The sequence below is a fragment of the Roseomonas sp. TS2 genome, from assembly GCF_058833935.1.
Map to the genome: position 1 here is coordinate 1 of NZ_JCACVY010000044.1, position 26,471 is coordinate 26,471.

Here is a 26,471-nt window from a genome sequence, read left to right on the forward strand (position 1 = left end):
ATCCAGCCGCCCTGGGCCTCCACCTCCTCGCGCAGCGCGGGGTCGCGCCAGATGGCGGCGGTGGGGAAGCCGCCCTCGATGATGTCGCTCTCCGCGTATTCCACCGCCACGGGGAAGAACCATTTCTCGCCCACCTTGGCGAGCAGCGGCCGGTCATTTGCCACCAACTCGGCGCCGAGGGTGACGAAGAACAGCAGCGCGAAGATCCAGAGCGACCACCAGCCGCGCCGGTTGGCGCGGAAATTGGCCAGCCGGCGCCGGGTGATGGGGGTCATCGGCGCGCCTCGAAGTCGATGCGCGGGTCGATCAGCGTGTAGGTGACGTCGCCCACGATCTGCATGACCAGCCCCAGCAGGGTGAAGATGTAGAGGGTGCCGAACATCACCGGGTAGTCGCGCCGGATGGCGGCCTCGAAGCCGAGCAGGCCGAGCCCGTCGAGCGAGAAGACGATCTCGACCAGCAGCGCGCCGGTGAACAGGATGCCGATGAAGGCAGCGGGGAAGCCGGCGATGATCAGCAGCATGGCGTTGCGGAACACATGGCCGTAGAGCACGCGCCCCTCGCCCGCCCCCTTGGCGCGGGCGGTGACGACGTACTGCTTGTTGATCTCCTCCAGGAAGGAGTTCTTGGTCAGCATGGTGAGGCCCGCGAAGCCGCCGATGACGAGGGCCAGCGTCGGCAGCGCCATGTGCCAGGCATAGTCCAGCGCACGCTGCCAGAAGGGCCATTCCGCGCTGCCGGAGGAGGCGAGGCCGCGCAGCGGGAACCACTGCACGAAGGAACCACCGGCGAACAGCACCACCAGCAGGATGGCGAAGAGGAAGCCCGGCACCGCGTAGCCCACCAGCACCACGCCGGAGGTCCAGGCATCGAAGCGCGTGCCGTCCCGCACCGCCTTGCGGATGCCCAAGGGTATGGAGACGAGATAGATGATCAGCGTGGACCAGAGGCCGAGGCTGATGGAGACGGGCAGCTTCTCCCACAGCAGATCCACCACCTTGCGGCCGCGGAACAGGCTCTCGCCGAAGTCGAAGGTCAGGTAGCCCTTGATCATGGTGAGGAAGCGCTCGGGCGCCGGCTTGTCGAAGCCGAAGAGGCGCTCGATCTCGGCCACCACGGCGGGGTCCATGCCGCGCGCGCCGCGATAGGTGCCGGCGGGGCCTTCGCCCGCCTGGCCTTGCGGCGGCCCGCGCAACTCGCCCTGGGATTCGCCGAGGCGGCCGATGGTGCTGACATTGCTGCCGCGCAGCTCGGCCAGCATCTGCTCCACCGGCCCGCCGGGGGCGAACTGCACCACGATGAAGTTGATCAGGATGATTCCAAACAGCGTCGGCACCAGCAGCGCCAGCCGCCGCAGCAGATACGCGCCCATTTTTTGTCAGGCTGCCGCGGTCTGGCGGGGAGGGGGGGCGCCGCATGGATGGGGCGCCCTGGCGGATGCGTGGTGCTGCGCGCGCATGATGTTCCCCGTGACCCCGTTTGAGCCGTGACCGGCAGCTAGCAGAAAAAAGATGGGGGCGCGGGGGAATTCCTTCCCCCGCCTCTGACCTCAGTTCGCCACGTTCCGGTCCGCCGGCAGCGCGCGGTCCTTGGCCGCTTCCACCCACCAGGCCTGAAGGTCGAGGGCGTAGCGCGGGTTGCGCTCCGGCCGGCCGAACTTGTCCCACCAGGCCACGCGGAAGCTGCGGCTGTGCCAGTGCGGAATGACGTAGTGGCCCCAGAGCAGCACGCGGTCGAGCGCGCGGGTGCGGTCGATCAGCGCCTGCCGGTCGGGCGCCGCGACGATCAGCTCCACCAGCGCGTCGACGATCGGGTCGGCGATGCCGATGGTGTTGCGGCTGCCATTCTCCTTCGCCTTCTCCGAGCCCCAGAAATCGCGCTGCTCGTTGCCGGGGGAGAGGCTCTGCGGGAACAGCTCCACCGTCATGTCGTAGTCGAAGGCGTCCATCCGCACCTGGTACTGGGCGGGATCGACGGTGCGGACCCGCGCCTCGATGCCGAGGCGCTGCAGCGCCTGGATGTAGGGCAGGGCCACGCGCTCGAAGGTGGCGCTGTTGAGCAGGATCTCAAAGCTGAAGGGCTCGCCCTTCTCGTTGACGAGGCGGCGCTCCTTCACCGTCCAGCCGGCCTCGCGCAGCAGGGCGAGGGCGCGGCGGGCATTCTCGCGGTTGTTGTTGCTGCCATCCGAGGCGGGGACGCGGAACTCGGTGGTGAACACCGCCTCCGGCAGCCGGCCGCGGAAGGCGGAGAGCACCATCAGCTCCCCCTCGGAGGGCAGGCCGGTGGCCGCCAGCTCGGAATTGGAGAAGTAGGAGGTGGTGCGCGTGTAGCTGCCGTAGAACAGGTTGGCGTTCATCCACTCGAAGTCGAACACCAGCCCCAGCGCCTCGCGCACCCGTCGGTCCTGGAAGAGCGGCCGGCGCAGGTTCATGGCGAAGCCCTGCATGCCGGTGGGCAACTCGTGGCGGATCTCCTCGCGCTTCACCAGGCCGCGCCGGGCGGCGGGGAAGTCGTAGCCCGTGGCCCATTCCTTCGCCACGTTCTCCACCCGCAGGTCGATCTGCCCGGCCTTGAAGGCCTCCAGCGCCACGGTGGCGTCGCGGAAGTAGTCGTAGCGCATGACATCGAAGTTCTGCGTGCCGCGGCGGGTGGGCAGGTCGCGCCCCCAGTAGTCGGCCACGCGGCGGTAGGTGACGCTGCGCCCCGGCTCGAAGCCCTCGATCCGGTAGGGGCCGGAGCCGAGCGGCACGGTCAGGCCGGGCTGGGCGAAGTCCTTGCCCTCCCACCAGTGGCGCGGCAGCACCGGCATCTGGCCGAGGATCTGCCCCAGCTCGCGGTTGTCGGCGTTGCCGAAGCGGAAGACGATGCGGCGCGCATCCTCCGCCGCCACCTCCGTCACGTCGCCCCAGTAGGCGCGGTAGAAGGGGCGGCCGCTCTGCCGCAGCGTGTTGAAGGTCCAGACCACGTCCTGCGCGGTGACGGGCTGGCCGTCATGCCAGCGCGCCGCCTCGTTCAGCACGAAGGTGATGCCGCGGCCGTCGCGCGGCAGCTCCACCCATTGCGCCAGATGGGCGTATTCGGTGCTGGCCTCGTCCGGGCTCGGCATCATCAGCGTGTCGTAGATCAGGCTGGTGCCGGCGGCCGGGGCGCCGCGCAGGATGTAGGGGTTGAAGGAGTCGAAGCTGCCAATGGCGGTCAGCGCCATGCGGCCACCCTTCGGCGCCTCGGGGTTCACCCAGGGCCAGTGGGTGAACTCCGCCGGCAGGGCCGGCTCCCCCAGCAGGGAGAGGGCATGGGTGCGGCGTGGCGGCTGCGGTGCCTCGGCTGTTCCTGGCGGCGCCGGCACCGCGGCGGCCCCCGCGCCCTGCTGGGCCCAGGCGCGGGAGAGGACAGGGCCCGTGGCGAGGGCGAGGCCGGAAGCGATCAGATGGCGGCGGCGCATGGGCATAGGATGAGCGTTCGGCCGCGCCAGGACAACTGCCGTGTCGCCGGGCTTGCGATTTGCAACATGACGGTTTCCCGCGCCCCGGACGGGAGGCGCCGGCTTCCCCGGTGCCTCACCCCAGCAGCCGCACCGCCTCGTCGAGCAGCGCGCGGTCGCCCAGCGCCAGGGCCTGGCCGGGGCCGTCCAGCCGCAGCGGCTGGCCGGACCAGTCGGTCATGCTGCCGCCGGCGGCCTCGATGACGGGCTGCAGCGCCACCCAGTCCCACGGCTTGAGGTCCGATTCGGCGATGACGTCGATCAGCCCCAGCGCCAGCAGGCCATAGGCGTAGCAGTCGCCGCCCCAGGTGACGCGGCGGGCGGCGGCGCGCAGCCGGGCGAAGCGCGGCGCCTCGCTCTCGGTGAACATGTCCGGGCTGGTGCAGGAGAGCTCCGCCTCGGCCAGGCGGGCGCAGCTCCGGGTGCGCGGGTTGCCGCCCATCGGGCCGCGGAACATCAGCGGCTGGCCGGCGGCGCCGATCCAGCGCTCGCCGGTGGCGGGCTGGTCGATCAGCCCCAGCACGGGGCGGCCGCGGTGCATCAGCCCGATCAGGCTGCCGAAGACGGGGCGGCCGGTGACGAAGGCGCGGGTGCCGTCGATCGGGTCGATCACCCAGACCCATTCGGCATCCGCCCGCTCGGCGCCGTATTCCTCGCCGATCAGGCCGTGGTCGGGGAAGCGTTCGGCCAGCAGGGCGCGGATCTGGCGCTCGGCGGCCTTGTCGGCCTCGGTGACCGGGCTGGCGTCGCCCTTCGCCTCGACCAGCAGGGCGGAACGGAAAAGGGGGCGGATGACCGCCCCCGCCGCCTCGGCGGCCGCTTCAGCCGCCGCGATCATGTCCCGCATCAGGGGAGGGGCTGCGGGTTCGGCGACAGCGTGCGGAGATAGGCGATGACGTCGGCGCGCTGCTTCACGTCGCGGATGCCGGCGAAGGCCATGCGCGTGCCGCGGATGGCGCGCGCCGGGCCGGCCAGGAACTCGTTCAGCGCCGCGTAGTCCCACGGCTTCTCGGCGAGGCCCTTCAGCGCCGGGGAATAGTTGAAGTTGTCCAGGTGGGCGTGGTGGTTGCCGACCACGCCGTAGAGGTTCGGACCCACCTTGTTGGCGCCGCCCTGGTCGAAGCTGTGGCAGGCGGCGCAGAGGCGGCCGGCCAGCTGCTGCCCGGCCTCGGGGTTGGCGGCGGCCAGCAGCGGCGTCACGTCCTCGACCTGCGGGGCGGCGGGAGCGGACTCGGCGCCCGGCTCCGGGGCGCCCTCGATGGCGATGGCCACCTTGTCGAGGCGCTTCGGGTGCACGACCACATCACCCACCACGCCGGCCACCATGAAGGCGATCCCGGCGGTAAGGACGGCCGCGAACGCCTTGTTGACCTCCAAGCTCATGCTGCCGATCCATCCATCGAGAAATGCGAAGCGACTCGCTCCGATAAGCCCCGGCTGGTTTGCGCAGGAACCAGGGCTCGACTAGAAGCGCCCGGACCATAGTGGCAGAGAGCGGGCGCTTCAACCCGTAGCCCCACGCCGATGCGACGGCAAACACCGCCGCCGGCCTCCCGCCGGCGCGGCCGCCACACCGAGGACGGATCGAGAAGAACGAGATGAGTGGTGTGATCGCCTTCCAGGGCATGCCCGGCGCCTATTCGGACCTCGCCTGCCGCAGCGCCTATCCCGGCTGGACGACCCTGCCCTGCCCGAGCTTCGAGGCGGCCATGGCGGCGGTGCGCGAGGGGCGCGCGGCGCTGGCCATGCTGCCCTGCGAGAACTCGCTGGCCGGGCGAGTGCCGGACATCCACCGCATGCTGCCCGATTCCGGCCTGTTCGTGGTGGGCGAGCACTACCAGCGCGTGGAGCACTGCCTGCTGGCGCACAAGGGCGCCACGCTGGAAAGGCTGAAGCGCGCCCACAGCCACCCGGTGGCGCTCGGGCAAGTGCTGAACCTGCTGCGCGACCGCGGGCTGGAGCCGGTGATCGAGGCCGACACCGCCGGCGCCGCCAAGCTGCTGGCCGAGAAGCCGAGCCTGGAGGACGCCGCCATCGCCTCCTCGCTGGCCGGCGAGATCTACGGGCTGGAGATCCTGCTGCGCAACGTCGAGGACGCGGCGCACAACACCACCCGCTTCTACGTCATGTCCCGCCAGCCGGCGCCGCCGGCGGTGGATGCGGTGAACACCGTCACCACCTTCGTCTTCCGGGTGCGGAACATCCCGGCGGCGCTCTACAAGGCGCTGGGCGGCTTCGCCACCAACGGCGTGAACATGACCAAGCTGGAGAGCTACATGCTCGACGGCCACTTCACCGCCACCCAGTTCCTCTGCGACGTCGATGGCCACCCGGAGCACCCCGGGCTGAAGCGTGCGCTGGAGGAGCTGGCCTTCTTCTCGCGCGAGCTGCGCGTGCTGGGCTCCTACCCGGCGCATCCCTACCGGCTCGGCCAGATGGCGCAGGCGGATTGAGGGAGAGGCCGGGGGGCGCCTCCCCCCCGGCCTTTCCGCCGCCGGCCGCTCAGGCGGGCTCCTTCTCCCGCTCGGCCATCATCGCCTGGAAGGCGGGGCGGGACTGGCAGGCGGCGATCCAGGACTGCACGGCGGGGAATTCCGCGAACAGTTCCTTCGCCGGCTGGGCATAGCGCACCACCTCGGCCACGTTCAGGTCCGCCACGGTGAAGCGGCCGCCGACCAGATGGCCGCCCCCCGCCTTCAGCCCCCGCTCCAGCGCGGCGAAGGGGCGGCGCAGCGCGGCCACGGCGGCCTGGGCGCGGGCGGCGTCGTGCTTCGGCGCGGCGGCGGGCAGGTGCATCATCACCTGCAGCGCATTGTCCTCCACATTGGTGGCGGCCCAGAGCGACCACATGGTCATCAGCGCTTCCTCCCGCGCGTCGCGCGGCGCCAGCGGGCCGCCATGCTTGCGCGCCAGATAGAGGGTGATGGCCAGCGACTCGTGCAGGACGAAGCCGCCATCGTCGATCGACGGCACCTGCCCGTTCGGGTTGATGGCCAGGAAGGCGGGGGAGGCGGTGTTCAGCGGCGCGTCCGGCGCCGCCGGGTCCGGCAGGCGGTAGGACTGGATGACCGGCACCTGCTCGTATTCCAGCCCCAGCTCGCGCGCCAGCCAGAGCGGGCGCGTCGCCCGCGAGCGGGACACGCCATAGATCTTCAACGCCATGCTCGTTCTCTCCCGAAAAGGCCGCGCAGCCTGCGCCAGCCGCGCCCGGGCCGCAATCTCCCCCCTTGTTCCGGGGCGGAGGGCTGGGCCACACAGGCTGCCCAGGTGGCCAGACCGGCCGCCCGCGCAGGAGGAGAGCAGAGTGGCCGACATCGTCATCGACATCGGGGGAGAGATCTTCCAGGCCCGCTTCGAGGAAGCCGCGGCGCCCAGGACCGTGGCCCGCTTCCGCCAGCTCCTGCCCTACCAGGACCGCATCATCCATGTCCGCTGGTCCGGCGAGGCGTGCTGGATCCCGATGGGCGAGCGCGACCTCTCGATCGGCTACGAGAACGCCACCTCCTACCCCGCCCCCGGCCAGGTCATCGTCCACCCCGGCCAGATCAGCGGCGTGTCAGAGACCGAGATCCTGGTGGCCTACGGCCCCTGCTGCTTCGCCAGCAAGGCCGGCCAGCTCGCCGGCAACCACTTCCTGACCATCCAGGACGGGCTGGACCGGCTGGCCGATGTCTGCCGCTCCGTGCTGTGGGACGGCAACAAGCCGATCACCTTCCGCGCCCCCTGAGGCCGGCTTTCTCCAGACCGCGGGAGGCCGGAGGACGGCCCCCGCCCCGGCCTCGTTTAACCTTCGCGTAATCTGATACTCATCCGCCTGTCATTGCTGGCTTCTATGGCCGGGCATGAGATGTGCCGGGCGGCGCTGGCTCCGCCCGGAAGAGCGTGCCGCCATCGCCCCGGCCTTCCGCGCCAAGAGTCCGCACGAAGAGGAAGCCGGGAACCATGGTCAGTTTCGCCACGCTGGACGGCCAGCCGCCGGTCGTCATCGCCCATCGCGGCGCCAGCGGCTACCGCCCCGAGCACACGCTGGAAGCCTACAGGCTGGCGATCGAGATGGGCGTCAGCGTCATCGAGCCCGATCTCGTCTCCACCAAGGACGGCGTGCTGGTGGCCCGCCACGAGCACACCCTGTCCGACACCACCAACGTCGCCGATCTGCCGGAATTCGCCGACCGCCTCGTCACCAAGACGATCGGCGGCCGCGCGGTGACCAACTGGTTCACCGAGGACTTCACCCTGGCCGAGCTGAAGACGCTGCGCGCCAAGGAGCGGCTCGGCGAGGTGCGGCCCGAGAGCGCCAGCTATGACGGCCGGTTCGAGATCCCGACGCTGGCGGAGATCATCGCCCTGGTCCGCCAGGTGGAGGCGGAGACCGGCCGCAAGATCGGCATCGCGCCGGAGACCAAGAGCCCGTCCTTCTTCGAGTCGATCGGCCTCGACACCAGTGCCATGCTGGTCGAGCAGCTCGTGGCGCTCGGCTTCACCGACCGCGAGCGGGTGTTCGTCCAGTCCTTCGAGACCGCCAACCTGATCCGCCTGAACGACGAGATCATGCCCGGCGCCGGGGTGGACTTTCAGATCGTCCAGCTCGGCAATTCCTACACGGTCGAGGCGCTGACCGAGATCGCCCGCTATGCCGACATCGTCGGGCCCAGCAAGGACGCCATCCTGCTGCGCCGCGCCATCACGCCCGTGGATGGCGATGGCGACGGCGTGGCGCTGATCGCCCGCCAGCTCACCGGCGAGGTGCGGCCGCTGGTGGAGAACGCGCATTCGCTGGGGCTGAAGGTCATCCCCTACACCGTGCGCGCGGAGGAGCCCTTCCTGGTGCTGGGCGTGGACGGCACGCCGCTCTCGGCCCAGGACGAGATGCGGCTGCTGATTGAGCTCGGCGTGGACGGCTTCTTCACCGACCAGCCCGATCTCGGCCTGGAGGCGGTGGCCGACCACCTGGCCAGCGACGGCACCGAGGGCAACGACATCCTGCAGGGCACGGACGGCATCGACTTCCTCGATGGCGGCGCGGGGGACGACATCCTCTTCGGCGGTGCCGGCGACGATGCGCTGACGGGCGGCGATGGCAACGACACGCTGATCGGCGGCCCCGGCGGCAACCGGCTGGAAGGCGGCGAGGGCACCGACACCGCCATCCTCTCCGGCCGCCTGGCCGACCACGCCGTGGCGCGCGAGGGCGAGGCGCTGGTGCTGACCGGCCCGGCCGGCGCCACCACGCTGCTCTCCGTCGAGCGCCTGCTCTTCGCCGACGGCCTGCTGCGCCTCGACGATGGCGACGCGCTGTTCGACAGCCTCGCCTACGCCATGGCCAACCCCGATGTCTGGGCGGCCGGGGTGGACCTGAAGGCGCATTACGAGAACACCGGCTGGCGCGAGGGGCGCGACCCGAACGCGCTGTTCGACACCGAGGCCTATCTGGCCGCCAACCCGGACGTGGCGGCGGCGGGGGCGAACCCGCTGCAGCACTACCGCGAGTTCGGCTGGAAGGAGGGCCGCGACCCCTCCGCCGGCTTCGACGGCGAGGCCTACCTGGCGCGCAACGCCGATGTAGCGGAAGCCGGGCTGAACCCGCTGGAGCACTACCTGGCGCATGGCCAGGCCGAGGGCCGCGCCGCCACCGCCGCCATCGGCACGGTGGCGGCGGATGGATTCGACGCCGCCTTCTACATGCTGGCCAACGCCGATGTGGCGCGCTCCGGCCTCTCCGCCCGCGCGCATTACGAGCAGCATGGCCGGGCCGAGGGCCGCGACCCGAACGGCTTCTTCGATGCCGGCGCCTATCTCGAGGCCAATGACGACGTCGCCGGGGCCGGCATGGACCCGATGATGCACTACCTGCTGCATGGCTTCGCCGAGGGGCGCAAGAGCTTCGGCGGCTTCGACGCCGCGGCCTATCTGGCGGCGAACCCGGATGTGGCCGAGGCGGGCGTGAACCCGCTGCTGCACTTCCTGCAGTTCGGCGCCGCCGAGGGCCGCCTGCCGGAGCCCGGCCTGCTCGACTGAGGGCGCGGAGGAGTGGCCGGGGGCATGGCTTTCCCCCGGCCAAGACGCTGTTTTCCAAAGCGTGACCGTGGCTGCCTTTCGGTTGGAGCCATGGCGCGATCCGGTCTAGAGAGCGCCGCATGGCCCGCTCTCCGGCGCGTGGTGGCCGCGCCGCGCCGCCGCCTTCCCCCTCCGCCGCCGCCCGGCCGCGCCAGCGCGGCGGCCTGGGGCGCTGGCTCGGCCGGCTGCTGGTGCTGCTGGTCTGGCTGGGCTTCGCCGGCGCCGCCCTGCTGCTCTACTTCGCCTGGGACCTGCCGCGGCCGGAGGAGGCGCTGGCCACCACGCGCCGCCCCTCCGTGACGCTGGAGGCCGCCGATGGCCGCCTGCTCTCCACCGCCGGCGACCTGTATGGCGAGGTGGTGCGGCTGGACGACCTGCCCGCCTACCTGCCCGGCGCGCTGATGGCGGTGGAGGACCGGCGCTTCCGCGAGCATTTCGGCCTGGACCCGGTCGGGCTGGCGCGCGCGCTCGTCGCCAACCTGCGCGCCGGCCGGGTGGTGCAGGGCGGCTCCACCCTGACGCAGCAACTGGCCAAGAACCTGTTCCTGACGCCCGAGCGCAGCCTGCGCCGCAAGGTGCAGGAGGCGATTCTGGCGCTGTGGCTGGAGCGGCGCTTCAGCAAGGACCAGCTGCTGGAGATCTACCTCAACCGCGTCTATCTCGGCGGCGGCGCCTATGGGGTGGATGCGGCGGCGCGGCGGACGCCGCCATCCGCCGCGGCGCCGAGGTGCTGGAGGCCATGGCCGAGGTGGGCCTGATCACCGCCCGCCGCGCCGCGCAGGAGGCCGAGCGCATGGCCCTGCCGCGCCGCCCCTCCGGCGATTCCGGCTGGTTCTCCGACTGGGTGCAGGACGACCTGGCCGAGCACTACCCCGGCGCCGGCGACCTGGTGCTGCGCACCACGCTGGACCTGCGGCTGCAGGCGGCGGTGGAGGCGCGGCTGGAGGCGCTGCTGGCCGGCCCCGGCGCGGCGGCGGGGGTGGGGCAGGGCGCCGTGCTGGCGCTCGACCTGCGGGATGGCGCGGTGCGCGCCATGGCCGGCGGCCGCAGCTACCGCGCCAGCCCCTTCAACCGCGCCGTCACCGCGCGGCGGCAGCCGGGCTCGGTGTTCAAGCCCATCGTCTGGCTGGCGGCGCTGGAGGCGGGCGCCACGCCGGAGGAGGAGGTCTCCGACGCGCCGCTGACGCTGGCCGGCTGGTCGCCGCGCAACGGCGCCTGGCGTGGCCGCGGCGAGATCTCGCTGGAGGAGGCACTGGCGCACAGCGTCAACACCGCCGCCGTGCGGGTTCTGCTGCGCGCCGGCGGCGCCCGCGATGTGGCCGGGGTGGCGCGCCGACTCGGGCTGCGCGGACCGTTCCCGGACAATGCCTCGCTGGCGCTGGGCACGGCGGAGGCCACGCTGATCGACCTCGTCGCCGCCTATGCCGCCTTCGGCAATGGCGGCCTGCGGGTGGAGCCCTATGGCGTGGCGCGCGCCGAATCGGCCCACCGCCTCCTGGCCGTGCCGCGCACCGCGCCGCAGCGCGTGCTCTCGGCCGAGCACGCGGCGATGATGCGGCGCATGCTCGGCGCCGTGGTGGCGCGCGGCACCGGCCGCGCCGCCCTCGTGCCGGGTAAGGTTGTGGGAGGCAAGACCGGTACAACGCAGGAATTCCGCGATGCCTGGTTTATTGGGCTTGCGCCCCCCCTGGTCATCGGCGTCTGGCTGGGCAATGACGACGCCCGGCCGATGGACGACGTCCGCGGCGGCACCCTGCCGGCACAACTGTTCCGCGATATCGTGGAGGAAGGACTTCCATGACCGACGCCCCCGCCCGCCTGGCTGGCCTGGCCCGCCCGATGCAGCACGCCATGAACAACCTCTACATGGTGTTGCAGGCCAATCTGGAGGCCGTGCAGGCCACGCTGCCACCGGAGGAGCGCAACGCGGTGCGCCTCGGCCGCGCGCTGCAGGGGGCGCGGGAGATGGAGGCGCTGATCCGCGCCTATCTGCGCCTCGGCCGCCCGCATGAGGAAGGGCAGGTGGATTCCGGCAAGTTCCTGGAGGCGGTGCGGCCGGTGCTGGCCCTGGCCGTCGGCAAGCCGCTGAAGGTGGAGGTGCTGGCCACCGCCACCATCGCGCCGCCCCGGCCGGAGGTGGACCTCGCCCTGCTGGACCTGACCGCCGGCGCGCGCGGCCTGCCGCCCGGCCAGCCGCCCCTGCTGCGGCTGGATGGCAGCGCCATCGAGGTGAACTGGCCGGCGCCGGAGGGGGCGCTGGAGGCGCTGGCCGAGCTCGGGCTGCAGGCCAGCAGCCAGGACGGCGCCACCCGCATCGTCCTGGGCTGAGGCGGCCTCAGCCCTCGCCCGGGCCGCGCTCCCGCAGATAATCCTCGGTGGTCATCGGGCGCGGGCGGGCGGTGCTGGCATAGGGGTCGATCTGGCTGTTGGTGGCGGCCGAGACGCGGCAATCCTCGCACAGGTCGAGCATCGCCAGCCGCGCCGGGTCGGTGAACATCCAGTGGCCGCTGGCGCGCAGCCGCTCCTTCACCCGGTCGATCGAGGCGCGGGTGCCGAAGGCCTTGGCGCAGGACGGGCAGATGGCCGGCGCCTCCTGCTTCACTACCTGGCGCTGCGCCGCCTCCGGCCGCAGGTCCAGCCGCGGCTCCAGGCTGATGACCTTCTCCGGGCAGGTGTTGGCGCAGAGGCCGCACTGCACGCAGGCATCCTCCAGGAAGGACAGCTCCGGCCGCTCCGGGTTGGCGGCGAAGGCGCCGGTGGGGCAGACCATGGTGCAGGCGAGGCAGAGGGTGCAGCCCTCCACCGCCACATGCGCCGCGCCGAAGGGCGCCGCCTCCGGCATCGGGATCACCGCCGGCGCCGCCTCCGCCGCCGCGCGCAGCGCGGAGAGCGCCGTCCTCAGGATCTCGCGCGGGGCGCCGAGCGGCAGGAACTCCGCCCGCGCGGCGGGCGCCGGGCGCGGCGCGGCGGCCAGCATCTCCGCGAGGGTGAACGGGTCGTCGGTCTCCATCACCCCAGGGGCATGCGGCAGGCCGAGGCCCGCGAGCGCCGCCTCGGCATAGTCCACATTGCGCAGCACGCCCTCGGCGCCGTGCGGCCGGCGGGCCGGCAGCAGCAGCTGCACGTCCGACGCGCCCCAGGCGAAGGGCGCCACCAGCAGGGCAAGGTCGGCCGCCGTCACGGCGTGCAGCCGCAGCGGCAGCACATGCGCCGGCAGGCCGGGGCCGTGGCGGGAGAGGGCGTCGATCATCGCCTCGCCCGCCGCCTCGTGCAGCAGCAGGGTGGGGGCCTGGCCGCCCGCCGCGCGGTAGGCCAGCAGCAGGGCGCGGATGCGGCGCAGCACCGCATCCGTCGGCGGCAGGTCGTACTGCGCGGCGCCGGTCGGGCAGATGGCGGCGCAGGCGCCGCAGCCGGCGCAGATCTCGGCGCTGATCGCCACGCTGTCCCAGTGCCCCTTGGCGGAGGGGGTGATGGCGCCGGTCGGGCATAGATCCAGGCAGCGGGTGCAGCCGGTGCGCTTGTTGCGCGAATGCGCGCAGAGCCCGGCGTCGAAGCGGATGAAGCGCGGCTTGTCGAACTGCCCGACCAGCTCGCCCGCCTCGCGGGTGATGCGTTCCAGCGCCACCGCGTCGCCCGGCGCGGCGCGCAGGTAGCCCTGCCGCACCTCGTGCGTCGGAAAGAGCGGCGCCCGGCCGGTGAGGTCGATCAGGATGTCGCATTCGCTGGCGGCGCCGTCGCGCGGCGCGCCCCAGCGATAGGCGGCGCGGGAGGAGGGGGCGGCCGCCGCATAGCCGTCGATGGCGACGGCGAAATGCCCGAGCCAGCCGGTGGCGCTGCGGGCGCGGCCGCGCAGCACCGGGTATTCGGCCTGCGGGCGGGGCGCCACATCGGCCTCGCCGGTCAGCAGCACGGTGATGTCGAGCCGGTCCTTCAGCCGCTCGGCCAGGTCGAGGGCCGCCTCGTCGCGGCCCAGGATCAGCGTCACGCCCTGGCTCTCCAGCGGCACCAGGGGGGTGGCGGGCATCGGCACGGCGGCGGCGGCCAGCAGGGCGGCCATCTTCGGCCCGGCCTGCGCACCCTCCCGCGACCAGCCGGCCTGCTCGCGCACATTGGCGAAGTCCAGCGCGCCGGCATGGCCGGCGGCCTCCGCCTCCTGGCGGAACAGCGGCGCCTCCTGGGTGCAGCCCACCGTCACGTCGCCTTCGCCCAGCGCCGCCATGAAGCGGTCCAGCTGGGCGCGGCAGAGCTGCTCGGCGGTGCGCAGCCGCCCGCCGCAGCCCCGCGCCAGCGCGCCCTCGTCCAGCACCATGGTGTCCTCGCAGCTGCAGGCGAAGACGGTGCGGCCGCGGGGAGAGGCGGGGGTGTTGGCCGGATGTGTCATGAATTCTCCTGCCCGCAGTAATTTTCCCGTCGGCTGTCCCGGCGCGGGCCGAAGCGCATATATCCACGCGGATGCCGGATGACGAGGGAAGAGCACCCAGAATGCACGAAGGATTGCCGCCCCTGCCCAGCCTGTTCGCCCCGCTGAAGCTGGCGCCGGACGAGGATGCGCGCGCCCGGGCCATGGCGCTGGCGCCGGAGCGGGGCGGCGGGCTGCTGCCCTGGCTGGCGGCGCCGGACCGCATCGAGGCCGCGCTGGTGCTGGAGCCGGAGGAGAGCCTCGCCGCCGCCCGCGCGGGCCTGCTGGCGGCCGCCAGCGCCGCCGCCGATGCGCTGGTGGTGCTCGGCCCGCCCGAGATCCCGGTGACGCTGCGCTGGCCTGCCGGCATCGTGCTGAACGGCGCGCAGGTGGGCGAGGCCTTCCTCGGCGCGCCGCCCGGCCTGCCGGAGGAGGCGGTGCCGGACTGGCTGGTGGTGGGTATCCGCCTGGCCTGGCGCCACCCGGAGGGGTATGAGCCCGGCCGCGACCCCGGCCGCACCGCGCTGGCCGAGGAGGGCTTCCTGGAGATTCCACCCGGGGAGCTGGTGGCCGCCTGGGCGCGGCACCTGATGGCGGGCCTCTCCGAATGGCAGTCGCGCGGCTTCCGCGCCATGGCCGAGCGGGTGCTGGCGCGGCTGGAGGTGGAGGAGTGGATGGAGGGCGCGCGGCGCGGCCTCGACCCCGCCACCGGCGCGCTGCTGCTGCGCCGCGAGGGCGCGGCCGATGAGCGCCGCCCGCTGGAGGCCGCATGACCCCGCCCCGCACCTTCCTGCCGCGCACGCTGCGGCTCGACCCATCCGACACGGTGGTGTTCTCCCGCGCCGCCGCGCCGGGGGAGTGGGCCGTGCCCGGCGGCTTCGACTTCTGGGACGAGGACCCGGCCGCGCTCGCCGGCAAGCGGCGGCAGGAATTCCGCGCCGGCTTCCTCGGCCTCGGCAGCTTCGGCTTCTCCACCCTGGTGGAGGTGGCCGAGGCCACGCCGGCCGAGCGCGCCGCGGCGGTGGCGGCCCTGGCCGCGCGGATCCGCGCCGCCTATGGCGCGCCGGACGAGGCCGCCGCCCGCGCCGCCGCCGAGGAGGAGCTGGCCTTCGCCGAATCGCTCTGCGGCCACCCGCCCGGCACGGTGCTGGCGCTCGCCCGCGCGGTGGAGGGCGGAGAGGTGCGCGAGCGCTTCCGCACCCTGCACCGGCGCGAGACGCCGCACAGCGATTTCGGCAGCCTGCCGGTGTTCGGCATCGTCGAGGTGGAGGGGGAGGAGCCCGAGGCGGTGGACCTCGCCGCCCTTCCCCGGCGCGGATGACCCGCGCTTCCCTTTCCCGTTCTGGTAATGGCGCATGACCCCTGATTTCTGGATCGCCTCCGGCCACCAGCTCTGCGACCGCGACGAGGCGGGGCGCCTGGTCCCGACGCCGGACCTCTGGCGCGCCTTCCTCGCCCGGCCCGAGCTGGTGCCGCCGGAGGAGGCCTGCGGCGCCGAGCGCGCCCTGCACGCGGCGCTGCTGGCGGAGCCGCTGCACCCGGTGGCGCCCGCCACCCTGGCGGCGCTGGCCGACCCGGACGCGGCCGAGAACTGGCAGGTCTTTCTCACGTTCCGCGACCGTGTCGCGGCCCACCCCACGCTGGAGGCCGCCTGGCTGGCGCTCTATCGCGAGGGCGTGGCGGGCGTGCCGCCGCTGTTCCTGCAGATGCTGACCCAGCTCATCGCCCGCGCCGCGATGGAGGGGGAGGCGGATGCCTATGCGCTGCGCGCCGCCGAATGCCTCTTTCGCCCGCAGCGCGCCGCCATCCACCAGGGCGCGCTGCTGCTGGCCGACGAGGAGGTGGTGGCCGCCCGCGCGGCGGATGGCGACCTCGGCGCGCTGGGCCGGCTGCTGACCGAGGCCGGCGCCACCCCGCGCGAGGTGGAGCTGGACGTGCTGGGCGAGGCCGACCCGGCCGCCTATGCCGCCCGCTCCGACGCGCATGACTACGCCCTCGACATCGCCGAGGGCCGCCCCGGCCAGCAGGGCCTAGCCCGCGCGCTGGAGCGCTTCATCCGGCACGTGCTGGGCGAGGAGGTGACGATCCGCCCCACCCGGCTGATCGAGGATGCCGACTGGTCCTGGCATGTGGGGCTGGACAGCGAGGCCACCGGCATCGCCAACGACCTCTGGAACGGGCAGGCGGTGGCGCAGGAGCGGCTGGCGCGTATCCTCTGGCTCGGCGTGCTGGAGTTCCGCGAGACGACGCGCGTGTTGCCGCGCCTGGCCGGCCGCCCCGTCTACCTGGCGCTGGCGATGAACCCGGCCAAGCTGGTGCGCATGAAGCCGCAGAACCTGGCCACCGGCCTGCCGCTGATCGCCGCCGAGGCGGCGCTGTGAGGCCCCGATGCTGACCGACACGCCCGACAGCCTGCACATCCGCGTCGCCGTCATCGCCGAGCGGCGGCCCTCGTCCAGCCCCTGGGCGGACTGGTCCTGGCGCGTCGTGGAGGTGCTGGCGGAGGCGCCCGACGTACCGCCCTGGACGCTGCTGCGGCAGGAGGAGGGGCGCGCCCTGTTCCTGGCCGGCCATGCCGCGGTGGCGCTGCACCCGACCGACACCAGCAACTACCTGAGCAACCTGGAGAGCGAGGACCCCCGGCTGTGGGTGGTGCTGCGCCCCGCCGCCGGCGAGCCGGGCATGGCGCTGCACCTGGTGACGATCGACCCGGGCGAGGCGCATCTCTACGCCGATGTCGGCAACGACACGCTGGAGAGCCTGAGGCTGCCGGCCTTCCTGCGCGGGCCGCTGGAGGCGTATGTGGCCCGCCACCACCGCGAGCGCGGCTTCTCGAAGCGGCAGCGCGACCGGGCCGACCCGGAGGCACTGGCCCGCCGCGCGCCGGGCGGCCGGACGGGGGGAGGGGAGCGGTGAGCGGCGAGGGCTTCCTCAGCCGCTGGTCCCGCCGCAAGCGCGGCGTGGAGCCGGAGGCCGCGCCGGAACCGCCGGCGCCGGGCAGGGCGGCGCCCATGCCCGGCGCCCCGTCCGCCGTTCCGCCTGCCGCTTTTCCCGCCGTTGGGCCTGATCCGGCCGCGGCGGCGGACGCGTTCGACCCCGCCAGCCTGCCGCCGCTGGAAAGCCTGGGGCCGGAGAGCGACTTCACCGCCTTCCTCGAACCCAACGTGCCGGCATTGCTGCGGCAGGCGGCGCTGCGGCGGATGTGGTCGCTCGACCCCGGCATACGCGACTTCGTCGGCCCCGCCGACTATGCGTGGGATTTCAATGCCGCCGACGGGGTGCCCGGCTTCTCGCCGGAGCTGGGCGGCAACCTGCGCAAGCTGCTGGCGCAGGCGATCGGCGCCCCGCCCGAGCCGGAGGAGGACGAGGCCGCCGCCGAGGATGCGGAGGCGGGCGCGCCGCAGGGAAGCCCAGCCGGCGAGGCGGCTGTGGCGGAAGGCCCCATGGAGGGTCCCGTGGACGGCTCCTTGGACGGCCCCCTGGAAGGCGCGCCGCCGCTCCCGTCTCTGGCTTCCGCGCCGCTGACGCCGCTGCGGCTCAGCCCGCTGCCGGAGGCCGCGCCGGCCGTGACGGCAGCGGGCGAGACTGGGCCGGCCGAGACTGCACCAGGCGAGACTGCACCGGCCGAGGCTGCGCTGCCGGCCCGCCGCCGTCATGGCGGGGCCGTTCCACAATAGAAAGCAGTAATTGAGAATAGTTCTCAAATGGTGTCTGAGCCGGATACTTGCTCATAACCGACCGGATGAGTCAGAATGGTATATGGCCTCTCTTCGCGGAGCGGCCGGCTGCCGTTCAAAACCTCTGACCATCGGACTGCCCGACGCATGACCACTCCGGTCTCGCCGACCGCCGCCCTCGATCTGCTGGAGCTGGAGCGCGCCCGGCTGTTCGCCCTGCTGGGGCGGCTGCTGGTGGCGCCGCCGGATGGCGCGCTGCTGGCCAATCTGCGCGCGCTGCGCGGCGAGGCGGGCAGCGTGCTGGGCGATGCCTACGGCCAGCTGGCCGAGGCGGCGCAGCAGACCGACCCGGCGCAGGCGGAGCGCGAGTACCATGCGTTGTTCATCGGCGTCGGGCGCGGGGAGCTGCTGCCCTTCGCCTCCTACTACCTCACCGGCTTCCTGCATGAGCGCCCGCTGGCCGAGCTGCGCGCCACGCTGGGCCAGCTTGGCGTCGAGCGCGCGCCCGGCGTGGCGGAACCGGAGGACCATCTGGGGTTTCTCTGCGAGACCATGGCCGGGCTGATCGCGGGGGTGTTCCCCGCCGGGCCGGAGGAAGCCGCCGGCTTCTTCACCCGCCACGTGCAGCCCTGGGCCACGCGCTGCTTCGCCGACCTGCAGGCGGCCGAGGCGGCGCAGTTCTACCGGGCCGTCGGCGCGCTGGGACGCGCGGCGATGGAGATCGAGGCGACGGCGGCCGGGCTGCCGGCATAAAGACAAGACCAAGGAGCGCGGCGATGCACGACGGGAACGAGAACAAGGTGGCGGAGCGGCGCGGCTTCCTGAAGACGCTGGGCCTGGCCGGGGGCGCCGCCGCGGCGGCCGCCGCTCCCGCCGCCGCGCAGGCGCAGGCGCCGCGCCCGCGCAAGGAGACGGAGGTCGAGAAGGTGGCGGCGCGCTATCGCGAGACCGACCACGTCAAGGCCTTCTACCGCACCAACCGCTACTGAGACGGGACAGGGAAGGGACGCCCCATGCTGATCAAGCGCAGCGAGGGGAAGGCCGCCCGTCAGCGGCTTTCCTCCACCTATCAGGGCCTTTCCGCCGGCGGGATGGACCGGCGCAGCTTCCTGCGGCAGGCGGGCCTCGGCGGCGCCGGGCTGGCGGCGCTGGGCAGCTTCGGCCTGACCACCGCGCGCCCGGCCGCCGCCGGCCCGACCAACTTCAGCCAGCCGATCCAGCGCATCAAGAACATCTGCACCCATTGCTCGGTGGGCTGCACGGTCGTGGCCGAGGTGCAGAACGGCGTCTGGGTCGGGCAGGAGCCGGCCTTCGAGAGCCCGATCAACCGCGGCACGCATTGCGCCAAGGGCGCCTCGGTGCGTGAGCTGGTGCATGGCGACCGCCGGCTGAAATACCCGATGAAGCTGGTGGACGGGCAGTGGCAGCGCGTCTCCTGGGAGCAGGCGATCGAGGAGATCGGCGACAAGCTGCTGGAGATCCGGCAGAAATCCGGCCCCGATTCGGTCTACTGGCTGGGCAGCGCCAAGTTCAGCAACGAGGGCGCCTACCTGATGCGGAAGTTCGCCGCATTCTGGGGCAGCAACACGATCGACCACCAGGCGCGCATCTGCCACTCGACCACCGTGGCCGGCGTCTCCAACGTCATGGGCTACGGCGCCCAGACCAACAGCTACAACGACACGCGCAACGCGCGCACCATGATCATCATGGGCGGCAACCCGGCGGAAGCGCACCCGATCTCGATGCAGCACATGCTGGCGGGCAAGGAGCAGAACCGCGCGAACGTGATCGTCATCGATCCGCGCTTCACCCGCACGGCGGCGCACGCCACCGAGTATGTCCGCATCCGCCCCGGCACCGACATCCCCATCATCTGGGGCATGCTCTGGCACATCTTCGAGAACGGGTGGGAGGACAAGGAGTTCATCGCCCAGCGGGTGTTCGGCATGGACGACGTCCGCAAGGAGGTCGCCAAGTGGAACCCGCGCGAGGTCGAGCGCGTCACCGGCGTGCCTGAGGCCCAGCTGAAGAAGGTGGCGCAGATCTTCGCCACCCAGAAGCCGGCCACGCTGATCTGGTGCATGGGCGCCACGCAGAAGACCGTGGGCACCGCCAATGTGCGCGCCTTCACCATCCTGCTGCTGGCCACCGGCAACATGGGCCGGCCCGGCACCGGCGCCAACATCTACCGCGGCCACACCAACGTGCAGGGCGCGACGGATTTCGGCCTCGATGTCACCACCCTGCCGGCCTATTACGGGCTGGACGAGGCGGCCTGGCGCCACTGGTGCCGGGTGTGGGACGTGCCCTATGAGTGGATGGTGCAGCGCTTCGCCAGCAAGGCGCTGATGGAGACGCCCGGCATCCCCACCACGCGCTGGTTCGACGCCGTGCTGCTGCCGAAGGACCAGCTGTCGCAGCCGGATACGGTGAAGGCCTTCATCGCCATCGGCCATGGCGGCAACACCGTCAGCCGCATGCCCGAGGCGATCAAGGGCATGGATGCGCTCGAGCTGCTCGTGGTGGCCGATCCGCACCCGACCAACCTCTCCAGCATGTCGAACCGGCGCGACAACACCTACCTGCTGCCGATCTCGACGCAGTTCGAGTGCGATGGCAGCCGCACCGCCTCCAACCGCTCGCTGCAGTGGGGCTCCAAGATCGTCGACCCGATCTTCGAGTGCAAGAACGACTACGAGCTGCTCTACCTGCTGGCGCGGAAGTTCGGCTTCGCCCAGGAGATGTTCAAGTCGATCGAGGTGAAGGGCACGCAGCCCGTCGCCGAGAGCATCACCCGCGAGTTCAACCGCGGCGCCATCTCCACGGGCTATTCGGGCCAGTCGCCCGAGCGGCTGAAGCTGCACATGCAGCGCCAGGAGGATTTCGACCTGGTGACGCTGCGCGGCCGCCCCGGCTCCCCGGTGGAGGGCGAGGTCTATGGCCTGCCCTGGCCCTGCTGGGGCACGCCGGAGATGAAGCACCCCGGCACGCACATCCTCTACAACACCAACCTGCACGTGAAGGAAGGCGGCGGCTGCTTCCGCGCACGCTGGGGCGTGGAGCGCGAGGGCAAGACGCTGCTGGCCGAGAGGTCCTATTCCAAGGGCTCGGAGCTGACGGACGGCTACCCGGAGTTCACCGTGGCCGTGCTGAAGCGCCTGGGCTGGTACGACGAGCTGACGGCGCAGGAGAAGGAGATCATCGCCCGGGTGGGCGGCGACAATCCGGACCGCGTCTCCTGGTCGACCGACCTGTCCTTCGGCATCATCCGCGTGGCGCTGGAGCATGGCTGCCAGCCCTCCGGCAACGGCAAGGCCCGCGCCAATGCCTGGAACCTGCCCGACCCGGTGCCGGTGCACCGCGAGCCGATCTACACCCCGCGCACCGACCTGATCGCCGACTACCCCGCGATCGACGACCGGCGCACCTTCCGCTTGCCGCATCTGGCCAAGAGCGTGCAGGCGCGCTCCTACAGCCTGGCGACCTCCTTCCCCATCGTGCTGACCTCCGGCCGGCTGGTGGAGTACGAGGGCGGCGGCGAGGAGACGCGTTCCAACCGCTGGCTGGCCGAGCTGCAGCAGGACATGTTCGTCGAGATCAACCCGGCGGATGCGGAGGCGCGCGGCATCAAGCCCGGCCAGATGGTCTGGGTGGACGGCGTGGAGAACAGCGCCAAGGTGCGGGTGAAGGCCCTGGTGACCGACCGTGTCGCCAAGGGGGTGGCCTTCATGCCCTTCCACTTCGGCGGCTGGTATCAGGGCGAGGACCGGCGCGGCTACTACCCGCCGGGGACCGACCCCATCGTGCTCGGCGAGAGCGTCAATACCGTGACAACCTATGGCTACGACCCGGTGACCGCGATGCAGGAAACCAAGGTCACGCTCTGCCAGATCCGCGGCGCGTGACAGGGAGGAATTGATCCATGGCCCGCATGAAATTCCTCTGTGACAGCGACCGTTGCATCGAGTGCAACGCCTGCGTCACCGCCTGCAAGAACGAGAACGAGGTGCCCTGGGGCATCAACCGCCGCCGCGTCGTCACCATCAATGACGGCAAGGCGGGCGAGCGCTCGATCTCGATGGCCTGCATGCACTGCACGGACGCGCCCTGCGCCGCCGTCTGCCCCGTCTCGTGCTTCTACACGACGGCGGATGCCATCGTGCTGCACGACAAGGATCTGTGCATCGGCTGCGGCTACTGCTTCTACGCCTGCCCCTTCGGCGCCCCGCAATACCCGAAGGTCGGGAATTTCGGCGGGCGCGGCAAGATGGACAAGTGCACCTACTGCGCCGGCGGCCCGCAGCAGGACAACACGGCGGCGGAATACGCGCAGTACGGCGCCAACCGCATCGCCGAGGGCAAGCTGCCGCTCTGCGCCGAGATGTGCTCCACCCGCTCGCTGATGGCGGGCGATGGCGACATCATCGCCTCCATCTACAAGGAGCGGGTGCAGAAGCGCGGCTATGGCAGCGGTGCCTGGGGCTGGCGCACCGCCTATCGCGAGACGGTGGACGTCTGATGAGCATGCTCCGTTCCACGCTGATCGCCCTGGCCGCCGCCGCGCCCCTGCTGGGCGCGCCGGCCCTCGCCCAGGCCCCGGCGGCCGACGCGCCGCCTGCTGCGGCTCCGGCGGCGGAAGCGCCGCCCGCCCCGGCCCAGCCGCAGGCGCCAGCGCCGGCGCAGCCACAGACCGGGGCGCAGCCGCAGGCCCCGGCCGATGCCGGCGCCGCCGCGCGCACCACCACCGACCCGCAGGTGCGCCAGGCCCTGCCGCCCGCCTCCCAGACGCAGCAGCAGCTGCCCCAGGACGATGGCGCCGGCCCGCCGCAGGGCTCCTCGGAGGTGCAGGCCCCGGTGCCCGAGGTGCAGAGCGCCGGCGAGACCGGGCAGCGGCAGGTGCCGAACAGCGCCGACCCGGAGCAGCCCACCGGCACGCCGGCCGCGCCCCAGCCGCAGGTGGCGCCGACGCCGGTGCAGCCCATCCCGGCCCCGCCGCCGCTGGGCAACCGCAACCTCTCCGCCGAGGAGCTGGAACTGCAGAGCGCGCTGACGGGCCGGCGCATCACCGGCATCGTCAGCATCCCGGACGACAAGCTGGCCGTGCTGGTGCAGCCGGAAGGGCGGGACTGGCGGGCCTTCCGCAACAGCACCATGATGTGGATCGGCGGCGTCGCCATCCTCGGGGTGCTGGCGGTGCTGGCGCTGTTCTTCCTGGTGCGCGGGCGCATCCGCATGCGCCACGGCCCCTCCGGCCGCACCATGCAGCGCTTCAACTTCCTGGAGCGCTCGCTGCACTGGCTGACGGCCAGCACCTTCATCGTGCTGGCGCTCTCCGGGCTCAACCTGGTCTATGGCCGGCACCTGCTGCGGCCGGTGATCGGGCCGGAGGCCTTCACCACCGTCTCCGAGCTCGGCAAGATCGCCCACAACTTCCTGGCCTTCCCCTTCACCCTGGGCGTCCTCGGGCTGCTGGCGCTCTGGGTGCGGGACAACATCCCGAACAAGCTGGACTGGGTCTGGCTGAAGAATGGCGGCGGCTTCATCGGCGATGCGCACCCGCAGGCCGGGCGCTTCAACGGCGGGCAGAAGGCGGTGTTCTGGATCACGGTGCTGGGCGGCGGCGCGGTCGCGGCCTCCGGCTTCCTGCTGATGTTCCCCTTCTTCGTCCTGAACATCGAGGGCCAGCAGATCGGCCACATGCTGCACAGCGTGCTGTCGATGCTGATGATCGCGGCCATGCTGGCGCATATCTACATCGGCAGCCTGGGCATGGAGGGCGCCTTCAGCGCCATGGGCAGCGGCAAGGTGGACTACAACTGGGCCCGAGAGCACCACAGCATGTGGGTGGATGACGAGCTGAAGCGGGCGCATGAATCCGTGCGCCCCGAGCCCGCCACGCGCCCCGCCGGCGCCGACTGAGGCGGCCGGAAAGAACCGCAGGGCCGGGGGAATTCCGTTCCCCCGGCTTTTTTTTGCCCGCCGCCCCGGATAAGGCTTCCCGCATGCGCCTGATCGGATTGGCCGGCTGGAGTGGCGCCGGCAAGACCACCCTCCTCGCCCGGCTGATTCCCTGCCTGACCGGCCGTGGCCTGACGGTCTCCACCGTGAAGCACGCGCACCACCGCTTCGACGTGGACCAGCCGGGCAAGGACAGCCACACCCACCGGCAGGCGGGCGCGCAGCAGGTGCTGGTCTCCTCCGCGCAGCGCTGGGCGCTGATGACCGAGCTGCGCGGCGCCCCCGAGCCGGCCCTGCCGGAGCTGCTGGCGCAGCTCGCCCCGGTGGATCTCGTGCTGGTGGAGGGCTTCAAGCGCGACCACCACCCCAAGATCGAGGTGTTCCGCGCCGCCAACGGCAAGCCCTGGCTGCACCCGGAGGATTCCGCCATCCGCGCCGCCGCCACGGACACGCCGCCCCCCGGCGGCGCCCTGCCCCATGCCGGGCTGGACGATATCGAGGCGGTGGCCGGCCTCGTCCTGCGCTACGCTGCGCCATGGCCCAGCTGAGCGACGACTGCTTCGCCTTCGGCGGCGCGCTGCTCTCGGTGGAGGCGGCGGCGGCGCTGATCGCCGCGCGCGTGCCACCCCTCGGCGGCACCGAGACGGTGAAGCTGGCGCAGGCGCGCGGCCGCGTGCTGGCGGCCGACCTGTTCGCGCCGCACCCGCTGCCGCCCTTCTTCAACAGCGCCGTCGATGGCTATGCCTTCCGCCATGCCGATCTGCGCGCGGGGGAGGAGACGCGGCTGCGCCTCGCCGGCCGGCTCGCCGCCGGGCAGCAGGCGGCGGCGGCGCTCGCCCCCGGCACGGCCTGCCGCATCCTGACCGGCGCCCCCATGCCGCCGGGCGCCGACACGGTGATGATGCAGGAGGATGCCCGGCTGGAGGGCGGCGCGCTGCTGCTGCCGGCCGGGCTGAGGCTTGGCGCCAATTGCCGCCCGGCGGGGGAGGATGTGGCGCAGGGCGCGCTGGCCCTGCCGGCCGGGCGCCTGCTCGACCCGCCGGCCATCGGCCTGGCCGCGGCGCTCGGCCTGCCGGCGCTCGCCGTCACGGCGCGGCCGCGCATCGGCGTGTTCAGCACGGGCGACGAGCTGGCCACGCCCGGCACCCCCCTCGGCCCCGCCCAGACCTTCGACAGCAACCGCTTCTCCCTGCTGGCGCTGCTGGCCGGGCTGCCGGTGGAGCCGGTCGATCTCGGCATCCTGCCCGACCGCGCCGAGGCCACCCGCGCCGCGCTGCGCGAGGCGGCCGGGGCGCACGACATGCTGCTCACCTCCGGCGGCGTCTCGGCGGGGGAGGAGGACCATGTGCGCGCCGCCATCGAGGCGGCGGGCAGCCTGGTGTTCTGGCGCCTGGCGCTGAAGCCGGGGCGGCCGGCGGCGATGGGCGTCATCGGCGGAACCCCCGTGCTGGGGCTGCCGGGCAATCCGGTGGCGGCCTTCGTCACCTTCCTGCACCTGGCGCGGCCGCTGGCGCTGCGGCTCTGCGGCGCGGCGCCGGTACCGCTGCCGCGCTTCCTGGCGGAAGCCGCCTTCCCCTACCGCAAGAAGGCGGGGCGGCGGGAATATGTGCGCGTCACGCTGCGGCCCGGCGCGCCGGGCGGGCTGCCGGTGGCCGCCAAATACGCGCGGGAGGGGGCGGGACTGCTCTCCTCCCTGACGCAGAGCGATGCCTTCGCCGAGCTGCCGGAGGAGTCCCTCGGCGTGGCGCCGGGGGACCGGCTGGTGGTGCTGCCCTTCGCGGGGCTTTTCTAGGGGCCTCTTCTGAAGCCGGGTCGCGGCCCCATCTCTGCGGCAGCATCCGCGAGGGAAAGAGCCGCATGTTCATCGCCATGAACCGCTTCCAGGTCGCGCCGGGCTCCGAGGCCGAGTTCGAGCAGGTCTGGAAGAGCCGCGAATCGCACCTGCACACCGTGCCCGGCTTCGTCGAGTTCCACCTGCTGCGCGGCCCGCAGCGGGAGGACCATGTGCTCTACGCCTCGCACACCATCTGGAAGGACCGGGAGTCCTTCGAGGGCTGGACCCGCTCCGACGCGTTCCGCGCGGCGCACCGGGGCGCCGGGCAGACCAAGGTGCTCTATCTCGGCCCGCCGCAGTTCGAGGGGTTCGAGGTGATCCAGACGGTGGGGCACCCCGGCCCCGGCGCCTGACGCGGCGGGGGCGCGGCCCTCAGGCCCGGGCGCGCGCCAGCCGGGCCTGCACCGCCGCGCGCACCACCGGCCGCAGCCGCTGGTAGCTCAGCCACAGCAGCGCCGCGCCGGCCAGCACGCCGCCGATCGCCAGCGGGTCCGGCTCCGGGCCGAGCTGCCGCGCCAGCCAGCCGCCCACCGTGCCGGGCATCATCACCAGCGGCGCCCAGACCAGGGCCGAGAGCACGTTGGCGCTCTGGAACGGCCAGTTGCGCATGCCCACCACGCCCGCCGCCAGCGGCGTCACCGCCCGCATCGGCCCGAGGAAGCGGCCAATGAACACCGCCCACCAGCCCCAGCGCCGGAACACCACCACCGACCAGGCATAGATGCGGCGGCAGGATTTCGGCAGCCGCCGGCGCACCGCGTAGGGGCCGAACCAGCGCGCCAGCCAGTAGCCGGCGGCATCGCCCAGGATCCCTCCCGCCACGCAGGCCAGCAGCGCCGGCCCGGGCGCGATCAGCCCGCCGCCGATCAGCGCCCCCACCGCCAGCAGCAGCGCCGTGGACGGCACCAGGATGCTGACGACGGGGAAGGATTCGAAAAAGGCGATGAGGAACGTCACCGGCGCCGCCCAGGCGGCATTGGCACGCACCCAGGCCTCGAAGGCCATGGTCCAGTCTTCCAACATGGCGGAGCGGTAGCAGAGCAGGCGGCACCCCCGCCAGAG

The 26,471-nt window shown here is 72.6% G+C and carries 26 protein-coding genes and 1 pseudogene; 19 read left to right on the forward strand and 8 right to left on the reverse strand.

Annotation, left to right across the window (positions count from 1 at the left end):
* The 5 genes and pseudogenes from ACZJYS_RS09670 to ACZJYS_RS09690 all read right to left on the reverse strand — a co-directional run.
* Positions 1-275, reverse strand: a pseudogene (locus ACZJYS_RS09670) (ABC transporter permease); the annotation flags it as partial.
* The gene (locus tag ACZJYS_RS09675; RefSeq protein ID WP_493177503.1) at positions 272-1,372 is read right to left on the reverse strand and encodes a microcin C ABC transporter permease YejB; all 1,101 of its coding nucleotides are present in this window, start codon (positions 1,370-1,372) and stop codon (positions 272-274) included. The gene ACZJYS_RS09675 and the pseudogene ACZJYS_RS09670, both read right to left, overlap by 4 nt.
* 177 nt (positions 1,373-1,549) lie before the next feature.
* Positions 1,550-3,442, reverse strand: a complete 1,893-nt coding sequence (locus ACZJYS_RS09680; protein WP_109515937.1) for an extracellular solute-binding protein — start codon at positions 3,440-3,442, stop codon at positions 1,550-1,552.
* A gap of 115 nt (positions 3,443-3,557) precedes the next feature.
* The gene (gene hisN, locus ACZJYS_RS09685) at positions 3,558-4,328 is read right to left on the reverse strand and encodes a histidinol-phosphatase (RefSeq protein WP_493177507.1); all 771 of its coding nucleotides are present in this window, start codon (positions 4,326-4,328) and stop codon (positions 3,558-3,560) included.
* Positions 4,328-4,864, reverse strand: a complete 537-nt coding sequence (locus ACZJYS_RS09690; protein ID WP_109515635.1) for a c-type cytochrome — start codon at positions 4,862-4,864, stop codon at positions 4,328-4,330. Before ACZJYS_RS09690 ends, hisN begins: the two co-directional genes overlap by 1 nt.
* Positions 4,865-5,079: 215 nt before the next feature.
* On the opposite strand from ACZJYS_RS09690, the gene ACZJYS_RS09695 reads away from it, so the two are divergent.
* Entirely contained in the window at positions 5,080-5,934 is an 855-nt protein-coding gene (locus ACZJYS_RS09695; RefSeq protein WP_493177510.1) for a prephenate dehydratase, read from the forward strand.
* 49 nt (positions 5,935-5,983) lie between these two features.
* Here ACZJYS_RS09695 and ACZJYS_RS09700 read toward each other — a convergent pair whose 3' ends face one another.
* Complete coding sequence (locus ACZJYS_RS09700) at positions 5,984-6,643, reverse strand: glutathione S-transferase family protein (RefSeq protein WP_379651902.1); 660 nt, start codon at positions 6,641-6,643, stop codon at positions 5,984-5,986.
* A 142-nt stretch (positions 6,644-6,785) separates the two neighbouring features.
* Between ACZJYS_RS09700 and ACZJYS_RS09705 the strand changes: the two genes are divergently transcribed.
* From ACZJYS_RS09705 to ACZJYS_RS09725, 5 genes are all read left to right on the forward strand, one after another.
* Positions 6,786-7,208: a DUF3830 family protein gene (locus ACZJYS_RS09705; RefSeq protein ID WP_109515632.1), complete on the forward strand. Its 423-nt coding sequence runs from the start codon at positions 6,786-6,788 to the stop codon at positions 7,206-7,208.
* Between the two features lie 215 nt (positions 7,209-7,423).
* Entirely contained in the window at positions 7,424-9,499 is a 2,076-nt protein-coding gene (locus ACZJYS_RS09710) for a glycerophosphodiester phosphodiesterase family protein (protein ID WP_493177514.1), read from the forward strand.
* A 119-nt stretch (positions 9,500-9,618) separates the two neighbouring features.
* Positions 9,619-10,296, forward strand: a complete 678-nt coding sequence (locus ACZJYS_RS09715) for a transglycosylase domain-containing protein (protein WP_493177516.1) — start codon at positions 9,619-9,621, stop codon at positions 10,294-10,296.
* Positions 10,278-11,339, forward strand: coding sequence for a transglycosylase domain-containing protein (locus tag ACZJYS_RS09720; RefSeq protein WP_493177518.1), 1,062 nt, complete (start codon positions 10,278-10,280; stop codon positions 11,337-11,339). Before ACZJYS_RS09715 ends, ACZJYS_RS09720 begins: the two co-directional genes overlap by 19 nt.
* On the forward strand, positions 11,336-11,866 hold the full coding sequence (locus ACZJYS_RS09725) for a hypothetical protein (protein WP_109515630.1): 531 nt from the start codon (positions 11,336-11,338) through the stop codon (positions 11,864-11,866). Before ACZJYS_RS09720 ends, ACZJYS_RS09725 begins: the two co-directional genes overlap by 4 nt.
* A 7-nt stretch (positions 11,867-11,873) precedes the next feature.
* Here the strand turns inward: ACZJYS_RS09725 and ACZJYS_RS09730 are convergent, their stop codons facing one another.
* Entirely contained in the window at positions 11,874-13,919 is a 2,046-nt protein-coding gene (locus tag ACZJYS_RS09730) for a 4Fe-4S dicluster domain-containing protein (RefSeq protein WP_493177522.1), read from the reverse strand.
* A gap of 101 nt (positions 13,920-14,020) precedes the next feature.
* Here ACZJYS_RS09730 and ACZJYS_RS09735 point away from each other — a divergent pair, with 101 nt between their 5' ends.
* The 13 genes from ACZJYS_RS09735 to hmuQ all read left to right on the forward strand — a co-directional run bounded on the left by ACZJYS_RS09735 (position 14,021) and on the right by hmuQ (position 25,762).
* Complete coding sequence (locus ACZJYS_RS09735; protein WP_109515628.1) at positions 14,021-14,710, forward strand: biotin/lipoate--protein ligase family protein; 690 nt, start codon at positions 14,021-14,023, stop codon at positions 14,708-14,710.
* On the forward strand, positions 14,707-15,258 hold the full coding sequence (locus ACZJYS_RS09740; protein WP_493177524.1) for a DUF6505 family protein: 552 nt from the start codon (positions 14,707-14,709) through the stop codon (positions 15,256-15,258). Before ACZJYS_RS09735 ends, ACZJYS_RS09740 begins: the two co-directional genes overlap by 4 nt.
* 34 nt (positions 15,259-15,292) lie before the next feature.
* Positions 15,293-16,318: a DUF6352 family protein gene (locus tag ACZJYS_RS09745; protein WP_493177526.1), complete on the forward strand. Its 1,026-nt coding sequence runs from the start codon at positions 15,293-15,295 to the stop codon at positions 16,316-16,318.
* 7 nt (positions 16,319-16,325) lie between these two features.
* Positions 16,326-16,853 (forward strand): DUF3305 domain-containing protein, encoded by a 528-nt coding sequence (locus ACZJYS_RS09750; protein WP_493177528.1) that lies wholly within the window; start codon positions 16,326-16,328, stop codon positions 16,851-16,853.
* Complete coding sequence (locus ACZJYS_RS09755) at positions 16,850-17,614, forward strand: DUF3306 domain-containing protein (protein WP_493177531.1); 765 nt, start codon at positions 16,850-16,852, stop codon at positions 17,612-17,614. The genes ACZJYS_RS09750 and ACZJYS_RS09755 overlap by 4 nt, the downstream gene beginning before the upstream one ends.
* 147 nt (positions 17,615-17,761) lie before the next feature.
* The gene (locus tag ACZJYS_RS09760) at positions 17,762-18,367 is read left to right on the forward strand and encodes a TorD/DmsD family molecular chaperone (RefSeq protein WP_493177533.1); all 606 of its coding nucleotides are present in this window, start codon (positions 17,762-17,764) and stop codon (positions 18,365-18,367) included.
* A gap of 23 nt (positions 18,368-18,390) precedes the next feature.
* Positions 18,391-18,603 (forward strand): twin-arginine translocation signal domain-containing protein, encoded by a 213-nt coding sequence (locus tag ACZJYS_RS09765; RefSeq protein ID WP_109515623.1) that lies wholly within the window; start codon positions 18,391-18,393, stop codon positions 18,601-18,603.
* A 24-nt stretch (positions 18,604-18,627) separates the two neighbouring features.
* On the forward strand, positions 18,628-21,522 hold the full coding sequence (locus ACZJYS_RS09770; RefSeq protein ID WP_109515622.1) for a formate dehydrogenase subunit alpha: 2,895 nt from the start codon (positions 18,628-18,630) through the stop codon (positions 21,520-21,522).
* A 17-nt stretch (positions 21,523-21,539) separates the two neighbouring features.
* The gene (gene fdh3B / locus ACZJYS_RS09775; RefSeq protein WP_109515621.1) at positions 21,540-22,136 is read left to right on the forward strand and encodes a formate dehydrogenase FDH3 subunit beta; all 597 of its coding nucleotides are present in this window, start codon (positions 21,540-21,542) and stop codon (positions 22,134-22,136) included.
* On the forward strand, positions 22,136-23,536 hold the full coding sequence (locus ACZJYS_RS09780; protein ID WP_493177537.1) for a formate dehydrogenase subunit gamma: 1,401 nt from the start codon (positions 22,136-22,138) through the stop codon (positions 23,534-23,536). Before fdh3B ends, ACZJYS_RS09780 begins: the two co-directional genes overlap by 1 nt.
* Positions 23,537-23,619: 83 nt before the next feature.
* A complete protein-coding gene (gene mobB, locus ACZJYS_RS09785; RefSeq protein WP_109515620.1) occupies positions 23,620-24,123 on the forward strand; it encodes a molybdopterin-guanine dinucleotide biosynthesis protein B in 504 nt (167 codons plus the stop codon).
* Positions 24,111-25,367 (forward strand): molybdopterin molybdotransferase MoeA, encoded by a 1,257-nt coding sequence (locus ACZJYS_RS09790; protein ID WP_493177539.1) that lies wholly within the window; start codon positions 24,111-24,113, stop codon positions 25,365-25,367. Before mobB ends, ACZJYS_RS09790 begins: the two co-directional genes overlap by 13 nt.
* 65 nt (positions 25,368-25,432) lie before the next feature.
* Positions 25,433-25,762: a heme-degrading protein HmuQ gene (gene hmuQ / locus ACZJYS_RS09795; RefSeq protein ID WP_109515618.1), complete on the forward strand. Its 330-nt coding sequence runs from the start codon at positions 25,433-25,435 to the stop codon at positions 25,760-25,762.
* A gap of 19 nt (positions 25,763-25,781) precedes the next feature.
* Here the strand turns inward: hmuQ and ACZJYS_RS09800 are convergent.
* The coding region (locus tag ACZJYS_RS09800; protein WP_493177542.1) for a DedA family protein at positions 25,782-26,471 on the reverse strand (690 nt) is incomplete at its 5' end.

Bases quoted from the DNA above. Each gene is read 5' to 3' on its own strand.
- ACZJYS_RS09675 (WP_493177503.1), bottom strand. From the start codon at position 1,372: ATGGGCGCGTATCTGCTGCGGCGGCTGGCGCTGCTGGTGCCGACGCTG.
- ACZJYS_RS09680 (WP_109515937.1), bottom strand. From the start codon at position 3,442: ATGCGCCGCCGCCATCTGATCGCTTCCGGCCTCGCCCTCGCCACGGGC.
- hisN (WP_493177507.1), bottom strand. From the start codon at position 4,328: ATGCGGGACATGATCGCGGCGGCTGAAGCGGCCGCCGAGGCGGCGGGG.
- ACZJYS_RS09690 (WP_109515635.1), bottom strand. From the start codon at position 4,864: ATGAGCTTGGAGGTCAACAAGGCGTTCGCGGCCGTCCTTACCGCCGGG.
- ACZJYS_RS09695 (WP_493177510.1), top strand. From the start codon at position 5,080: ATGAGTGGTGTGATCGCCTTCCAGGGCATGCCCGGCGCCTATTCGGAC.
- ACZJYS_RS09700 (WP_379651902.1), bottom strand. From the start codon at position 6,643: ATGGCGTTGAAGATCTATGGCGTGTCCCGCTCGCGGGCGACGCGCCCG.
- ACZJYS_RS09710 (WP_493177514.1), top strand. From the start codon at position 7,424: ATGGTCAGTTTCGCCACGCTGGACGGCCAGCCGCCGGTCGTCATCGCC.
- ACZJYS_RS09715 (WP_493177516.1), top strand. From the start codon at position 9,619: ATGGCCCGCTCTCCGGCGCGTGGTGGCCGCGCCGCGCCGCCGCCTTCC.
- ACZJYS_RS09720 (WP_493177518.1), top strand. From the start codon at position 10,278: ATGGCCGAGGTGGGCCTGATCACCGCCCGCCGCGCCGCGCAGGAGGCC.
- ACZJYS_RS09725 (WP_109515630.1), top strand. From the start codon at position 11,336: ATGACCGACGCCCCCGCCCGCCTGGCTGGCCTGGCCCGCCCGATGCAG.
- ACZJYS_RS09730 (WP_493177522.1), bottom strand. From the start codon at position 13,919: ATGACACATCCGGCCAACACCCCCGCCTCTCCCCGCGGCCGCACCGTC.
- ACZJYS_RS09735 (WP_109515628.1), top strand. From the start codon at position 14,021: ATGCACGAAGGATTGCCGCCCCTGCCCAGCCTGTTCGCCCCGCTGAAG.
- ACZJYS_RS09740 (WP_493177524.1), top strand. From the start codon at position 14,707: ATGACCCCGCCCCGCACCTTCCTGCCGCGCACGCTGCGGCTCGACCCA.
- ACZJYS_RS09745 (WP_493177526.1), top strand. From the start codon at position 15,293: ATGACCCCTGATTTCTGGATCGCCTCCGGCCACCAGCTCTGCGACCGC.
- ACZJYS_RS09750 (WP_493177528.1), top strand. From the start codon at position 16,326: ATGCTGACCGACACGCCCGACAGCCTGCACATCCGCGTCGCCGTCATC.
- ACZJYS_RS09760 (WP_493177533.1), top strand. From the start codon at position 17,762: ATGACCACTCCGGTCTCGCCGACCGCCGCCCTCGATCTGCTGGAGCTG.
- ACZJYS_RS09765 (WP_109515623.1), top strand. From the start codon at position 18,391: ATGCACGACGGGAACGAGAACAAGGTGGCGGAGCGGCGCGGCTTCCTG.
- ACZJYS_RS09770 (WP_109515622.1), top strand. From the start codon at position 18,628: ATGCTGATCAAGCGCAGCGAGGGGAAGGCCGCCCGTCAGCGGCTTTCC.
- fdh3B (WP_109515621.1), top strand. From the start codon at position 21,540: ATGGCCCGCATGAAATTCCTCTGTGACAGCGACCGTTGCATCGAGTGC.
- ACZJYS_RS09780 (WP_493177537.1), top strand. From the start codon at position 22,136: ATGAGCATGCTCCGTTCCACGCTGATCGCCCTGGCCGCCGCCGCGCCC.
- mobB (WP_109515620.1), top strand. From the start codon at position 23,620: ATGCGCCTGATCGGATTGGCCGGCTGGAGTGGCGCCGGCAAGACCACC.
- ACZJYS_RS09790 (WP_493177539.1), top strand. From the start codon at position 24,111: ATGGCCCAGCTGAGCGACGACTGCTTCGCCTTCGGCGGCGCGCTGCTC.
- hmuQ (WP_109515618.1), top strand. From the start codon at position 25,433: ATGTTCATCGCCATGAACCGCTTCCAGGTCGCGCCGGGCTCCGAGGCC.